Source organism: Rhodococcus sp. NPDC003322, assembly GCF_053589555.1.
Window position 1 is genome coordinate 352,239 of record NZ_JBSFSC010000002.1, and the last position, 13,812, is coordinate 366,050.

Annotated in this window: 15 protein-coding genes; 3 read left to right on the forward strand and 12 right to left on the reverse strand. The window is 70.1% G+C overall.

The genetic code is table 11. From position 1 onward, the window contains the following. Positions 1 to 10: 10 nt before the first annotated feature. From ACWDUM_RS08060 to ACWDUM_RS08085, 6 genes are all read right to left on the reverse strand, one after another. Positions 11 to 1,189: a lipid-transfer protein gene (locus tag ACWDUM_RS08060; protein ID WP_450133559.1), complete on the reverse strand. Its 1,179-nt coding sequence runs from the start codon at positions 1,187 to 1,189 to the stop codon at positions 11 to 13. Beyond that, complete coding sequence (locus tag ACWDUM_RS08065) at positions 1,189 to 1,632, reverse strand: MaoC family dehydratase (RefSeq protein WP_450133560.1); 444 nt, start codon at positions 1,630 to 1,632, stop codon at positions 1,189 to 1,191. The genes ACWDUM_RS08060 and ACWDUM_RS08065 overlap by 1 nt, the downstream gene beginning before the upstream one ends. After that, complete coding sequence (locus tag ACWDUM_RS08070) at positions 1,629 to 2,738, reverse strand: acyl-CoA dehydrogenase family protein (protein ID WP_450111793.1); 1,110 nt, start codon at positions 2,736 to 2,738, stop codon at positions 1,629 to 1,631. The genes ACWDUM_RS08065 and ACWDUM_RS08070 overlap by 4 nt, the downstream gene beginning before the upstream one ends. Next, positions 2,738 to 3,682, reverse strand: coding sequence for a bifunctional MaoC family dehydratase N-terminal/OB-fold nucleic acid binding domain-containing protein (locus ACWDUM_RS08075; protein ID WP_450111792.1), 945 nt, complete (start codon positions 3,680 to 3,682; stop codon positions 2,738 to 2,740). Before ACWDUM_RS08075 ends, ACWDUM_RS08070 begins: the two co-directional genes overlap by 1 nt. Further along, a complete protein-coding gene (locus ACWDUM_RS08080; RefSeq protein ID WP_450111791.1) occupies positions 3,679 to 4,845 on the reverse strand; it encodes an acyl-CoA dehydrogenase family protein in 1,167 nt (388 codons plus the stop codon). Before ACWDUM_RS08080 ends, ACWDUM_RS08075 begins: the two co-directional genes overlap by 4 nt. A gap of 91 nt (positions 4,846 to 4,936) precedes the next feature. Further along, complete coding sequence (locus ACWDUM_RS08085) at positions 4,937 to 6,445, reverse strand: MFS transporter (RefSeq protein WP_450133561.1); 1,509 nt, start codon at positions 6,443 to 6,445, stop codon at positions 4,937 to 4,939. Between the two features lie 150 nt (positions 6,446 to 6,595). On the opposite strand from ACWDUM_RS08085, the gene ACWDUM_RS08090 reads away from it, so the two are divergent. After that, positions 6,596 to 7,030 carry a nuclear transport factor 2 family protein gene (locus ACWDUM_RS08090; RefSeq protein WP_450111789.1) on the forward strand — a complete coding sequence of 145 codons (435 nt, stop codon included), beginning with the start codon at positions 6,596 to 6,598 and terminating at the stop codon, positions 7,028 to 7,030. Between the two features lie 84 nt (positions 7,031 to 7,114). On the opposite strand, the gene ACWDUM_RS08095 is transcribed toward ACWDUM_RS08090, so the two are convergent. Together ACWDUM_RS08095 and ACWDUM_RS08100 are read right to left on the reverse strand one after the other, a co-directional pair. Then, positions 7,115 to 7,438 (reverse strand): AzlD domain-containing protein, encoded by a 324-nt coding sequence (locus ACWDUM_RS08095; protein WP_450133562.1) that lies wholly within the window; start codon positions 7,436 to 7,438, stop codon positions 7,115 to 7,117. Beyond that, positions 7,435 to 8,151: an AzlC family ABC transporter permease gene (locus ACWDUM_RS08100; protein ID WP_450133563.1), complete on the reverse strand. Its 717-nt coding sequence runs from the start codon at positions 8,149 to 8,151 to the stop codon at positions 7,435 to 7,437. Before ACWDUM_RS08100 ends, ACWDUM_RS08095 begins: the two co-directional genes overlap by 4 nt. 66 nt (positions 8,152 to 8,217) lie before the next feature. Between ACWDUM_RS08100 and ACWDUM_RS08105 the strand changes: the two genes are divergently transcribed. Together ACWDUM_RS08105 and ACWDUM_RS08110 are read left to right on the forward strand one after the other, a co-directional pair. Further along, positions 8,218 to 8,778 (forward strand): helix-turn-helix domain-containing protein, encoded by a 561-nt coding sequence (locus ACWDUM_RS08105; RefSeq protein ID WP_450111786.1) that lies wholly within the window; start codon positions 8,218 to 8,220, stop codon positions 8,776 to 8,778. Between the two features lie 27 nt (positions 8,779 to 8,805). After that, positions 8,806 to 9,213 (forward strand): DnaJ family domain-containing protein, encoded by a 408-nt coding sequence (locus tag ACWDUM_RS08110; RefSeq protein WP_450133564.1) that lies wholly within the window; start codon positions 8,806 to 8,808, stop codon positions 9,211 to 9,213. 79 nt (positions 9,214 to 9,292) lie between these two features. Here ACWDUM_RS08110 and ACWDUM_RS08115 read toward each other — a convergent pair whose 3' ends face one another. From ACWDUM_RS08115 to ACWDUM_RS08130, 4 genes are all read right to left on the reverse strand, one after another. Then, entirely contained in the window at positions 9,293 to 10,174 is an 882-nt protein-coding gene (locus ACWDUM_RS08115) for an LLM class F420-dependent oxidoreductase (RefSeq protein ID WP_450133565.1), read from the reverse strand. 37 nt (positions 10,175 to 10,211) lie between these two features. Next, positions 10,212 to 11,060, reverse strand: coding sequence for an SDR family NAD(P)-dependent oxidoreductase (locus ACWDUM_RS08120; protein ID WP_450134184.1), 849 nt, complete (start codon positions 11,058 to 11,060; stop codon positions 10,212 to 10,214). 120 nt (positions 11,061 to 11,180) lie between these two features. Beyond that, positions 11,181 to 11,981, reverse strand: coding sequence for an SDR family NAD(P)-dependent oxidoreductase (locus ACWDUM_RS08125; protein WP_450133566.1), 801 nt, complete (start codon positions 11,979 to 11,981; stop codon positions 11,181 to 11,183). Positions 11,982 to 12,003: 22 nt separating this feature from the next. Further along, entirely contained in the window at positions 12,004 to 13,677 is a 1,674-nt protein-coding gene (locus tag ACWDUM_RS08130) for an AMP-binding protein (RefSeq protein ID WP_450133567.1), read from the reverse strand. Positions 13,678 to 13,812: the final 135 nt, after the last annotated feature.

The window sequence follows — 13,812 nt, forward strand, 5'->3', positions numbered from 1 at the left end:
TACTGCCGGGTCAGGCGGCGCCGAGAATCAGGCCGCTCGTGGGAACCGCGGTTCCCGCCGTGACGAGCACGTTCTCGACGCCGTCGGGCTGGTTGGTGGAGGTGCCCCGCAGCAACCGGACCGCCTCGGCGATCCCGTTGACACCGTGCAGGTACGCCTCCCCGACCTGACCGCCGTGCGTGTTGCTCGGCAGTCGTCCACCGATCTCCAGGTTGCCCTCGCGGATGAAGTCCTTGGCCTCGCCGGGACGGCAGAAACCGAGTTCCTCGAGCTGCGGGAGCACCAGCGGAGTGAAGTGGTCGTAGAGGATCGCCGCGTTGATGTCCTCCGGCGTCAGACCGGCCTGGCTGTAGAGCTGACGGCCGACCAGACCCATCTCCGGGATGCCGGTGATGTCGGGCCGGTAGTAGCTGGCCATCATGTGCTGGTCCTTGCCCGACCCCTGCGCGGCGCCCTTGATGATCGCGGGCTTGTTGCGCAGATCCCTGGCACGCTCGGCCGAGACGATGACGAGGGCCTGGCCGCCGTCGGTCTCCTGGCAGCAGTCGAGCAGGTGCAGCGGCTCGGCGATCCACCGGGAGTTCTGGTGGTCCTCGAGCGTGATGGGCTTGCCGTAGAACCACGCGGCGGGGTTGTTCGCGGCGTGCTTGCGCGCCACGACGGCAACCCGACCGAAATCCTCACTCGTGGCACCGTACTGGTGCATGTACCGCCGAGCGAACATCGCGACCCACTGGGCGGGAGTGGCCAATCCCTGCGGGGTCAGCCATGCGTAGGCTGCGCGGTCCGCGGTCGAATCCATCGGGCGGTCGTGCTGGCCCGCGCCGAAGCGCATGCCGGAGCGTTCGTTGAACGCGCGGTAGACCACCACGACGTCGGCGACACCGGTCGCGACGGCCATCGCCGCCTGCTGCACCGACGCGCACGCCGCGCCGCCGCCGTAGCCGATCCGGGAGAAGAACTTGAGCTCCCCGAGCCCGCAGTTGCGGGCGACGAGGATCTCGCCGTTGGTCTCCATGGTGAAGGTGGTCAGACCGTCGACCTCGGACGGGTCGATGCCGGCGTCGGCGAGCGCGGCGGTGACCGCCTCACACGCGAGCTGCAGCTCGGAACGGCCGGACTTCTTCGAGAACTCGGTGGCGCCGATGCCGACGATCGCGGCGGCGCCGGAGAGCGGGCTGACAGCCATCAGGCGTCCTTCCCTTCGCTGGCGGGGTACGACACGCTGACGGTGCCGGAGAGGTGGTTGCCGAGGCTGTTGGCGCCCACGACCTTCACCTCGACGACGCAGTTCTCCTTGGACACGACCTCACCGGTCATCGTCATCGTGTCGCCCGGGTAGTTCGGGGCGCCGAGGCGGATCTTGACGCGGCGCACCGTCGCGAACGGCCCGGCCCAGTCCGTCACGAACCGCCCGGCCAGCCCGTTGCTGGTGAGGATGTTCATGAACACGTCCTTCGAGCCGCGCTCACGCGCCAGTTCGGGGTCGTGGTGCACGTCCTGGAAGTCGCGGGTCGCGAGCGCCGTCGCGACGATCAGGGTGCGGGTCAGCGGGATCGCCAGTTCCGGCAGCACCTCGCCGACCGAGATGTCGTCGTAGCCGCGGCCCGCCAGCTCGATGGTGGCGGTCATGCGACCACCTCGACACCGGCGGCGAGCTGGGCGCCGAGGCGCGCCAGGTCGGAGGCCGAGCCGCCGAGGGTGGCGCCGATCTGCTTGCCCCACAGCAGGTGCCGGTGCACCGGGTAGTCGGTGTCGACACCCATGCCGCCGTGCAGGTGCGTGGTGCGGTGCACGATGCGCTGGCCGCCGTCGGTGGCCCACCACTTCGCGACCAGCACGGCGGTGCCGGGGTCGATGCCGTCGACGAGGTTCTGCGCGGCCTGCCACAGGGTCACGCGCATCGCCTCGAGGTCGATGTAGCAGTCGGCCAGCTGGTGCCCCACGGCCTGGAACGTGGCGAGCGGGCGCCCGAACTGGTGCCGGCCGTTGAGGTAGGTCACGGCCTGCGCCACGGCACCGGAGCCGACGCCGATCTGGATCGCGGCGAGCGCGAGCTCGACCCGATCACGCAGCCACCGCACGGTGGTGCCGTCGGCGGCGCCGAGCAGCTCCGCGGGGGCCGACTCGAGGGTGACGTTGCCGCAGATCTCCCAGTTCGTGGACTGGGTCTGCTCCACCGAGACGCCCGCGGCGGCAAGGTCGACGACGAACAGTGCCGCACCGGTCTCGGTGGTCGCCGAGACGATCGCGCGGTCGGCGACGTGAGTGATCGGGACGACGGCCTTCGCGCCGGTCAGCGTCCACCGGCCACCGGCCTCGGTGGCGGTGGTCTCCGGGTCGCGGTCGATGTACGGGCCGAACTCCTCGAGACCGATCGTCAGGAAGCTGCTGCCCTCGGCGACACCGGGGACCAGTGCGCGCTGGGCGTCGGTCCCGAACTCGGCGACCGCGAGCGCCGCGAGCGCCGACTGCCAGATCGGGACCGGGGCGACGTAATTGCCCTGCCGCTCGAGCAGAACGTAGAGCTCGGCCAGTCCGAGCCCGCCGCCGCCGAGGTCCTCGGGCAGTGCGATGCCGAGCAGCCCCGTGTTCGCGAGTTCGCGCCACAGGTCCCGGTCGATGCGCTCGTCGCTCAGTTCGACCTGCTTGACCCGGTCGATGTCGGCCTTGCTGGTGAAGACCTCGTCGGCGAGGGTGCGAATCGCTTCCTGCTCTTCGCTGTAGTTGAAGTCCATCAGGAGTCCTCCCGTGCGGCCGGCCGGAACGCGGGCAGCGTCAGATCCGGGTCGGCGTCGATCCAGTCCAGTTCCACCGGCATGTCGATCTCGACGTCCTCCGGCGCGATGCCGGTCATGTTCGCGATCAGACGGGTGCCCTCTTCGAGTTCGATCGTCGCCACGATCAGCGGGTAATCGAATCCGGGGATCTGCGGGTGGTGGTTGACGACGAAGCTGTAGACGGTGCCGCGGCCCGAGGCGTCGACGGTGTCCCAGTCGAGCGACTGGCACGCACCGCACATCGGCCCGGTGGGGTGCCGCAGGGTGCCGCAGGCGGTGCAGCGCTGGATCACCAGGCGGTGTTCCTTGGCGGCCGCGAACCAGAACGCGTTGTCGGCGTTGAGCGCCGGACGCGGGCGCAGCCCCTTCGGCTTGCTCTCCTGCTTCGGCTTGGGAGCGAAGCGCAGGGTGCGCCAGCGCTGGGTCGCGACGGTCTCGTCGTCGGAGTTGCGGTAGGTCTTCAGCGTCGTGACGAAGTGCCCGACGCCGAGTCCGGTCGTCTTCTCCTCCGAGACCGACTCGATCACCTCGGTGATCGAAACCCGGTCACCGGGACGCAGTTCGGTGAAGAACTCGAAATCCGAGTCGGTGGCGACGACGGAGGAGAAGCCCGCGTCGTCGAGGGTGGCGATCAGGTCCGTCCACACCTGGGACGGGTCGTTGTTCGCCATCTTGTCGGTGAAGGTGCGCATGATCCACACCTGCGCCATCAGCGCGGGCGCGACGGCGCCCTCGCGGCCGGTGGCGCGGGCCGCCTCGTCGTCGAGGTAGATGGGGTTGGTGTCGCCCATCGTCTCGACCCAGTGCCGGATCATCGGGGTGTTGACCGCGTCCGGTCCCCACGTCTTCGGGGTGAGGGTCTGCCCCTCGAATGCCTTGAGTGTGGTGAGGAATTCGCTCACTTGACCCTCTTCTCCCGCACCAGGCCGAGGCCCATCGTCGCGACCATGTCGCGCAGGACCTCGTTGACGCCGCCACCGAACGTGTTGACCATGCCCTGCCGGGAGATCTGCTCGATCTGACCGGCCAGCAGCGCACCCGGGGACTCGGGGCGGATGCGGCCTGCCGCGCCCAGGATGCCGAGGAGGGTGCGGTAGACGTCGATGTGGGTCTCGGTGCCGTACGCCTTGGTGGCACCGGCGTCCGCGCCGGACAGCGTGTCCGCCGCGACGGCCGCCGTCATCTTCCAGTTCAGCAGCCGCATCGCCTCGAGCTTCGCGTGGGTACGCGCGAATTCCTGCTGCACCCACGGGATCTCGATGGCGCCGTTCTCCTTGGCCCAGGCCAGGACCTGATGCCACAGACCGTAGGTGCGGCCGCCGATCGCGGCCAGGCCGATGCGCTCGTGGTTGAGCTGCGCGGCGATCAGCTGCCAGCCGCCGTTGATCTCACCGATCACGTTCTCCTGCGGAATCCGGATCCCGCTGTAGTACGTCGAAGTGACCATCAGACCGCCGACGGTGGGGATCGGCGACCACGAGAAGCCGGGGTCGTCGGTGGGGACGACCAGGATCGAGATGCCCCTGTGCTTGGGCGCCTCCGGATCGGTGCGGCACGCGAGCCACACGTAATCGGCGGTGTTCGCTCCCGAGGTGAAGATCTTGTTGCCGTCGACCACCCACTCCTCGCCGTCGAGGACGGCGCGGGTCTTGAGCGAGGCGAGGTCGGTGCCTGCCTCCGGCTCGGTGTAGCCGATCGCGAAGACGATGTCGCCGGAGAGGATGCCGGGCAGGAACCGGGCCTTCTGCTCCTCGGTGCCGTACTTCATCAGCGTGGGGCCGACGGTGTTCACGGTGACGAAGGGGAACGGCAGTCCGGCCCGCTGCACCTCGTCGAAGAACACGAACTGTTCCTCGATGGAGCGGCCCTGTCCGCCGTACTCGGTCGGCCAGCCGATCCCGAGCCAGCCGTCCTTGCCGAGCAGGCTCACGACCTCGCGGAAGTACTCACCGCCCACGCCCTGCTCGCCGGCCTTGCGCCGCTTCTCCTCCGGCAACAGGCTCGCGAAGTACGCGCGCAGCTCCCGTCGCAGCTCCTGCTGCGCCGCCGACTCCCTCAACTCCATCGTTGCTCTCCCATTCCTCGCGCGCCCGCACTCGAATGGACGCTCGCGTACGCACTCGAATGGACGCTCGCGTCCGTGCGAACTTCGGACGCTACGGAGAGATGCGGAGCCGGTCCTGCGCGGTCTCACTGAGCGGTAGGTCGCCGGGCTCCGACCTCGGGGACTCGGGGGTTTCGGCGCTGCCCATGCGGTCGCGCGGGATGAACACGCCGATGACGACCGCGAGCAGGGCCGCGCCCGCACCGATCCCGAACACCACCGCGTAAGCGCCCGCCGTCGCGAACTCCACCCCCGCGACGTGCATCACCGACGCGGTGGTGACCGCCGCGACCACGGCGCTGCAGGTGGAGGTGCCGAGCGAACGGGCGAGTGCGTTGAGGCTGTTCGCCGCCGCGGTCTCCGTGACCGGGACCGCGCGCATGATCATCGCCGGGATCGCGCCGTAGGCGAGAGCTGCGCCGACCGAGGTCACCGCCGTCGCGACGATCACGATGACGAGCTGGTGCGGGATGACCGCGCGGGCGAGGTTCGCGAGCATCAGGATCGCGGTGCCGATCAGGAAGGTGATCCGCGGCCCCCTGGTGTCGGACAGGTACGCGGTCACCGGGGAGAACGCGATCATCATCAGACCCCCCGGCAGCAACGCGAGGCCGCTGAGCGTCAACGACATCCCGTAGCCGTAGCCGGTCTCGGTCGGCGCCTGGAAGATCTGTGCGCTGACCATGAACGAGGTGAACATCGCGAATCCGACGAGGACGGAGGCGGTGTTCGTCAGCAACACCTGGCGGCGTGCGGAGACCCGGAGGTCCACCAGAGGTTGCCGGACCACGTCGGCCCGACCGGGTGGGGCGAGCCGCAACTCGTAGACGCCCCACGCCGCGAACAGCACCGTCGCGGCCGCGAACAGGCCGAGGACCGGGACGCTGGTCCAGCCCCAGCCGTTGCCCTGGGTGATCGCCAGCAGCAGGCACACCAGCGCCGCGGACAGCCCGAGCGCGCCGACGAGGTCGAACTTCCCGCCGGAACGGACCTCGGATTCCGGGACGAGCCGCCAGATTCCGAGCATCCCGAGCAGTCCGAACACCGCCGCCCCGCCGAACAGCCAGTGCCAGCTGAAGTGCTCGGCGACCACACCGGTGAGGGGCAGTCCGATCGCGCCGCCTGCGCCGAGGGTCGAACTCATCAGCGCGATCCCGCTCGCCACCCGCTCCTCGGGGAGTTCATCGCGCATGATGCTGATGCCGAGCGGCACCACGCCCATCGCGGCGCCCTGCAGCGCGCGGGCGGCGAGCACGACGGCGAAGGCGTCGGACACCGCACCGAGGAGGCTGCCGGCGACCATCACCGCCAACGCGACGAGCAGCAGCCTGCGCTTGCCGTACATGTCACCGAGACGACCGAGGACCGGTGCGCAGACCGCGCCGGCGATGAGGTTGGCGGTGACCAGCCAGGCCGCGCCGCCGGGCGTGGTGTTCAGCAACCGCGGGAACTCGGGGAGCAGCGGCATCACGATGGTCTGCATCAGCGAGACCACGATGCCGCAGGACGCCAGGGCGAGCACCACGACACGGACGGACGCAGCGCGCACTGGCAACGGCACGAAACCTCCCGAACGACCTATTCAGCTATCTGTTCAACTAAGCGCTATTTAGCTTTGGACACTATGACATGCGGTCCCGCCGGAACACCCCCCGTTCCACCCAGCGGGTGCCGAAACCCCGAGCCGGGCCGGTGCCCGCATACTCGTGCCATGACTGATCCGTCGGACCTTGCCGGCCGATACGCGGTCGCGGTGGACGACCGCGACGCCACCGCCCTGGCCGCCCTGTTCACCGCGGACGCCGAGTTCGTGCAGCCCCCCGCCCTGACGCGCGGCGCCGGGGAGGTCGTCACGGTCGGCGGCGACGCGATCGTCGCGGTCGTGCTGGACGGCACCGCACATCTGCACGCCACGCATCACGCCGTGCACCAGTCGGTGGTCGACGTGGACGGGAACACCGCGGTCGGGCGGGTGTACTGCCAGGCGCATCACCTGTACCGGGGCCGGGACGGGATGCGGGACAACGTGATCGCCATCCGCTACCGGGACGACTACCGACGGGTGGACAACCGCTGGCTGATCGCGCGCCGGGAACTGGTCGTCGACTTCGCCGAGGACCGCACCGTCACCGTCCCCGGTACCTGATCGCCCTCCGTTCATGGTTCCCAAATGTCACAGTGGGTATCGCCAAGTGAGCCGATGTGACATTTGGGAACTTTCGCGGAACGGTCAGGGGAGGCCGAACAGTCGCAGGATCGCGGCGGTGGCGGCGGCGGCGAGGACAGCGACGACGAACGGCGCCTTCCGCCATGCCAGGACTCCCCCGACAAGCACTCCCGCGGGCCGCGCGATGCCCGCCGGGCCGCCGTCCTCGACCAGCGCCTGGGTCGCCGCGACCGCGACGAGCAGGACGACCGCACCGACCGCCAGCACCGCCTCGAGTCGGTCCGGGACGATGCCCCGCGCGCGCAGCAGCGGTCCGGCGAACCGGAATGCGAAGGTCCCCGCGCCGAGCACCAGGACCGTCGCGACCAGCAACAGGGGCGAGGTCACGAGGCCACCGCCGCTTCCGGTTCCGGGTTCGTCTCGGCCACCCTGCGGGGTTTGAGCCAGACCAGGCCGACAAGGGCCGCGAGCGCCAGCAGCACCGGAATCCCGGCCGGCAGGAAGGGGGTGGCGGCGACGGCGATGACGGCCCCGAGAAGCGCGACCAGTGCGGTCGCCCGGTCCCTCAGCGCCGGGAAGACCAGGGCGAGGAGCACGGTCGGGAACATGGCGTCGAGACCGAAGGCGTCGATGTCGTCGATGAAGGTGCCTGCGGTCGCACCGATCAGGGCTCCGAGGGGCCAGCAGATCCCGATCCCGATCGCGCACAGCCAGTAGGCGGCGCGTCTGCGACGCGGCTCGGCTTGCCCGAGGGCGAACACCGTGCTCTCGTCGTTGAGCAGGTGCGCGCCGAGGACCCCTCGCCATCCGCGGCCGGCGACGTCGCCGACGGCGAGGCCGAACGGCAGGTGCCGGGCGTTGACCAGCAGTCCGCCGGCGAGCGCGGCGGCCAGGCTGCCACCGGCGGCGACGATGCCCACGAAAAGGAACTCGGACGCACCGGCGAGCACGACCACCGACATCAGGACCGGGACCCAGGGCGCGAAGCCGAGACCGACGGCGATCGCGCCGTAGGAGACGCCGACGAGGCCGTCGGCCAGGGATACCAGTGCGATGTCCCGCCGCAGCCCCCCGTCCAGTGTTCGCCAGATCGAACGCATGATCTTTATAGTGAACACATAGTGCTCGTTCGTCAAATCGAACAACTCTGCCGATACAGTGAACACATGGCATCGGACAGCAAGGCGCCCCTGGACGTCATCGCGGCCTCCCTGCGCCGGGAGCGCGACCGCGCGGGCCTGTCCCTGACCGAGGTGGCGAAGCGTGCGGGCATCGCAAAGTCGACGCTGTCGCAGCTGGAAGCCGGTGCCGGAAACCCCAGCGTGGAGACGCTGTGGGCGCTGAGCGTCGCGCTCGACATCCAGTTCGCGCAGTTGATCGATCCGCCGCGACCCCGGGTGCAGGTGATCCGGGCGGACGAGGGTCCGGTGTTGTACTCCGAGCGCACCGACTACCAGGTCACTCTTGTCGCATCGTGCCCACCCAACGCGCGTCGCGACATCTACCGCCTCGACGTGGAGCCCGGCCCCGCCCGCGAGTCCGAGCCACACCTGCCCGGCACGGTCGAGCACGTCCTGGTCAGCGCCGGCCGCGCGCTGGTCGGCCTGCGCGACGACCCGGTCGAACTCGGCCCCGGTGACTACATCGCCTACCCCGGCGACGTCGCGCACGTCTTCCAGGCCCTCGAGCCCGGCACCCGCGCGGTCCTCGTCTCCGAACACACCTGACAGCCGGGCCGCGCGGACAATGGGGACATGACCGAGCGCAAGCCCTGGAACGTCCCGTTCGAGTCGTGGGTCGAGCGTCAGATCCGGCTGGCCCAGGAGCGCGGCGAGTTCGACAACCTCGCCGGCGCGGGAAAGCCGCTGCCCCCGATCGACGACTCCGACGAATTGTGGTGGGTCAAGCGCAAACTCGCGGCGGAGGGCCTGTCCACCGAGGCGCTGCTTCCGCCCTCACTGCAGTTGCGCCGCGAGGTCGAACGGCTGTCCGACGTCGTCGCCGACCTGCCCACCGAGCAGGCCGTGCGCGAGGCGGTCGCCGATCTGAACCGTCGCATCGCCGACTACCTGCGCGCCCCGAGCGTCCCGGTCGTGCCGGTCCACAAGGTCGACGCCGACCGGGCGGTCGCCGCGTGGCGAGCCCGCCGCACCACCCGCTGACCCCACCCGCGGTTCCCTAATGTCACATCGGGGGTCGTCAAGTGACCCGATGTGACATTACGGAACTCCAGGGAAGGGGTCAGACCAGCTGCATGCGCTCGGCGCAGGCGGCCATCTCGTCGAGGACGGCGCCGAAGGTGGTGGCGTGCCGGGACGCCGAGAGCAGGATGCGGTCGGAGCCGAGTGCGCGCGCCCACTCGACCTTGGACTCGTCCATCCGCGGCAGGGTCGCGCCGAGGACCAGGGCGACGTCGGCAGGGTCACGGCCGGCGTCCGAGGCCGCCGAGCGCATCGTCGCGACCGCGCCGGCCAGATCGTCGCCGCCGAGCCCGAGCGGCTGGAATCCGTCGCCGAGCCGTCCGGCCCGCCGGGCCGCGGCCGCGCTGTGCCCGCCGATGTACAGCGGAACACCGCTCTCCCGGAACGGCTTCGGGAACGAGTAGGCACCGGTGAACGAGTTGAACTCACCGGCGAAGTCGACGCCGTCGGACCCGCCGGCCCACAGCGCGCGCATCACGGCGATCGCCTCGTCGGTCGCCTTGCCGCGGCGGGTGAAGTCGCCGCCGCACGCCTCGATCTCCTCACGCATCCAGCCGACCCCGAGACAGATCCGGGTGCGTCCCCCGGAGAGCCGGTCCAGGGTGGCCAACCGCTTGGCCAGCACGACCGGGTTGTGGTTGGGCGCCACCAGGACTCCGGTGGCCAGGCCGAGCCGGGTGGTGGCGCCGGCGACGAACGAGAGCAGTTCGAGCGGGTCGGGCAGCGGGCAGTCGTCGGGCAGGTGCGACTTGCCGGTCGGCGAGTACGGGTACTCGCTGCCGGTGTTCGCGATCACCACCGCGTGCTCGACCGCGGAGATCTCGTCGAATCCCAGCGTTTCGGCCGCCCTGGCGAATTCGAGAACCTGCTCCGGGTCCCCCGCCATCCCCAGTTCGACCGGCATCACCACACCGAGCTTCACGCCACGCACACCCTTTCCCGTTGTCCCGCAGCGCAGATCACGCAGCGATCGAGTCCACCAGCTTCGGAGCCCACACGACCTTACCGAGGAAACGGTCCGCGTCCGGGTTGGTCGCCAGCCACACCGCCGCCTCGGCCGGGACCGTCGCGGGCACCGTGTCGAACCCGCTGTCGGTGATCGCGTCGGTGCCGCCGCGGGCGGCTCCCGACTCGGTGACCACGAAGCCCGGACTGAGGTTGAACGCCCGCACCCCGCGGTGCCGGTACTCGGCGTTGACGGCACCGGCGATCCGGCCGAACGCGGCCTTCGACGCCGCGTACGACAGCCCCCAGCCGCCCTCGCCGGGCGCCGCGGGTGGATCCATGGTCGCCGATCCCGACACCAGGTTGATCAGGACGCCGGACCCGCGACCGACCATCGCGGGCAGCACCCGCTGGATCAGCGCGAGCTGGTGCAGGTAGTTGCCGCGCATCATCACCGTGGCGTCGTCGAGTTCGATGTCGAGCAGCCGGTCCATGTTGCCCGCGGTCTGCGCGTAGGCGTTGTTGACGAGAACGTCCACGCGACCCAAGGTTTCGAGTACCCGATCGGCCGCCGCCAGCACCGACGTGGCGTCGAGCAGATCCATCTGGACGGCCAGCACGTCGACGCCGAGGGCCCGGACCTCCGCGGCGGTGGTCTCCAGGCTGCCCGGCACCGGAATCAGCTCACCGTGGGTGCGTGGCGACACCCGCCCGTCACCCTCCCGCACCGTCCGCGCGGTGAGGGCGACGTCGAATCCGTTGCGGGCGAAGGCGAGCGCGATCTCTCGGCCGATGCCGCGGCTCGCGCCGGTCACCAGGGCGACCGGGCGGCCACTCGGCGCGGCGCTCACGACGTCGGGCATCGGCTGCGAGCTGCCCGTATTCGCGCTCACGACCGGTCCCCCGTCATCCCCGACTCGACCGAAACCACCACACCGAACTTCATGCCAAGCACACCCTTTCCTGTTGTCCCGCAGACCAGTTCATGCCGCGAGCGGACTCGCCGGCTTCGGCACCCACACCACGTTGTCGAGGAACCGGTCGGCGGCAGGCTGGGTGGCCAGCCACAACGCCGACCTGGCGACCATCCTGGACGGCACGCCGTCGCCCCCGGCCTCCTCGCCCGGTTCGGCGACCGCGGCGTCGGGGCCGAGGTTGAACGCGCGCACCCCGCGGTGCCGGTACTCCGCGTTCACCGCGGCGGCGAGACGCCGGAACGCGGCGTTCGACGTCGCGTGGGAGGGGCTCAGAGCGGTGTCCGTGCCGGCCGATTCCGTCGGCTCCGGGCCCGACAACAGGTTGATCACGACACCGGAACCCCGGCCGACCATCGCGGGCAGCACCCGCTGGATCAGGGCCAGCTGGTGCCGGTAGTTCCCGCGCGTCATCAGGGTGGCGTCGTCGAGTTCGACACCCTGTGCCCCGTCGACGACGCCGGCGGGTTGCACGTAGGCGTTGTTGACGAGAACGTCCACGCGACCCCACGTTTCGAGCACCCGATCCGCCGCCGCCAGCACCGAGGCGCCGTCGAGGAGATCCATCGGGACCGGCAGCGCGGCGACGCCGAACGCCCGCACCCGGGCAGTGGTGTCCTCCAGGTCGCTGGGGACGAGGACGGAACCGCCGTGTGCTCGCGATCCGCCCCGACTGCCGCCCTCCCGCCCCGTCCGGGCGGTGAGGGCGACGTCGAATCCACTCTGGGCGAAAGCGAGTGCAATCTCGCGACCGATCCCTCGGCTCGCCCCGGTCACCAAGGCGACCGGGCGACCACTGGGATCGGGCACGGTCGGCTCCGGCGTCGTTACCTCAGGCGCCGAGGAACCGCTGCCGGCCCGACGCCGCGAATTGCGCTTCCAGTTCACGCTTGTCATCATCGGACATTTCCACGTAGGTCGGCTCGCCTCGTCCCTGCCAGTGGAATACGGGTTCGTCGCAACGCCACAGCTGCGCCTGCAGCTCCCGCTTGAGCACCTTGTTCGATCCGGTCACCGGGAGGTTCGTTGACACCCGAACCAGGCGCGGGGCGGACTTGGTGCCCAGGTCGTCCTGCGTGCCGAGGAACGACGCGAACTCCTCGGGGTCGAAGTCGGTGAGGTCCGAGACCTCGATCGCCGCCATCACCTGATCGCCGGACCGCGGGTCCGGGACCGCGTACACGCCGGTGGCGATGACCTTCGGGTGGCGGCGCAGGATCCGCTCGATCATCAACGCGGAGGTGTTCTCGCCGTCGACGCGGATCCAGTCGCCCTTGCGTCCCGCGAAGTAGATGAACCCGTCCTCGTCGATGTACCCGAGATCGCCGGTCCAGTACCAGCCGTGCTTGATCCGGTCCGCGATGGCCTGCTCGTTCTTGTAGTAGCCCTCGAACCGCTTGGCGCCGCCCTTGTCGATCATCTCGCCGATCGCCTCGTCCGGGTTGAGCACCCGGCCGTGCTCGTCGAGCTTCGCGCGGACGCATTCGACGAGTGTTTCCGGGTTGACGATGGCGATCTCGTCGTGGGCGGGCCTGCCCAGCGCGCCCTCGGGGGCCTCGGGGTCCAGCTTCACCGAACCGGCGCCCTCGGAGGAGCCGTAGCCCTCGAACAGCTGCGCGCCGAAGCGGCGCACGAACTCGACCTTGTCCTCCGGGGAGGCCTCGGTGCCGAACCCGCGGACCAGGGTGTTGTCGAGGTCGTCGGGCTGCTCGGGGGTCGCCATCAGGTACGACAGCGCCTTGCCGACGTACGTGAAGAACGTGGCGCCGAAGAACTTCACGTCGGGCATGAACCCGGACGCGGAGAACTTGCGGGCCTGCGGCAGGCAGACGGTGGCGCCGTTGGCCAGCGCGGGCGCCCACAGCGCCATCAGCGCGTTGCCGTGGAACAGCGGCATGCAGCAGTAGTCGACGTCCTCGCGCGAGTGCCCGTACTTCGCGGAGTTGGCGTATGCGAGACGCGCGAGCCGGCCCTGGCTGCACCGCACCGCCTTCGACATGCCGGTGGTGCCGGAGGTGAACAGCAGAAGGAACAGCGAGGACTCGTCGATCGACGGGTCCAGGGCGGGCTCCGCGACGCGATGCGATGCGACGGTGTCCGCGTAGGCCGGGTCGTCGACGAGCACGAAGCGGTCCTCGTCGAGACCGAGGTCGAGGCCCTTGAGCTTCGCCATGCCCTCGGCGTCGGTGACGATGAGCTGGCAGTCCACGTACCGGATCTCGGCCTCGAGTTCCGCACCGCGGCGGGTAGGGTTGATGCCGACAATCGTCGCCCCGGTCAGCGCGGCGCCGCCGAGCCAGAACAGGAACTCGGGAACGTTCTCGAGGAGCACACCGATGTGGAAAGGCCCCTCCCTGCGCAGCGACGCGGCCAGCGCCCCGCGCGCCGCGCTCTCACGGACCGTCTCGTCCCACGTCCAGTCCCGATCCCGCGTCCGGGTGCCCAGGTGCTCGTCTCCGAGGCGATCCAGCAGCATCTCGGCGATCGTCGCGCGTTCCAATTCCACTCCCGTTGTCTGCTTGTGCACTGCGACGGTCAGGGCGGAGGCACCGGCGAGGGGCGCGGGCTCCGGAGTCGGCGCACGGTCCAGCAATGTTCGACCGACGCTAACCAGGGCCCGAGAACCGAACCGCACCAGTCC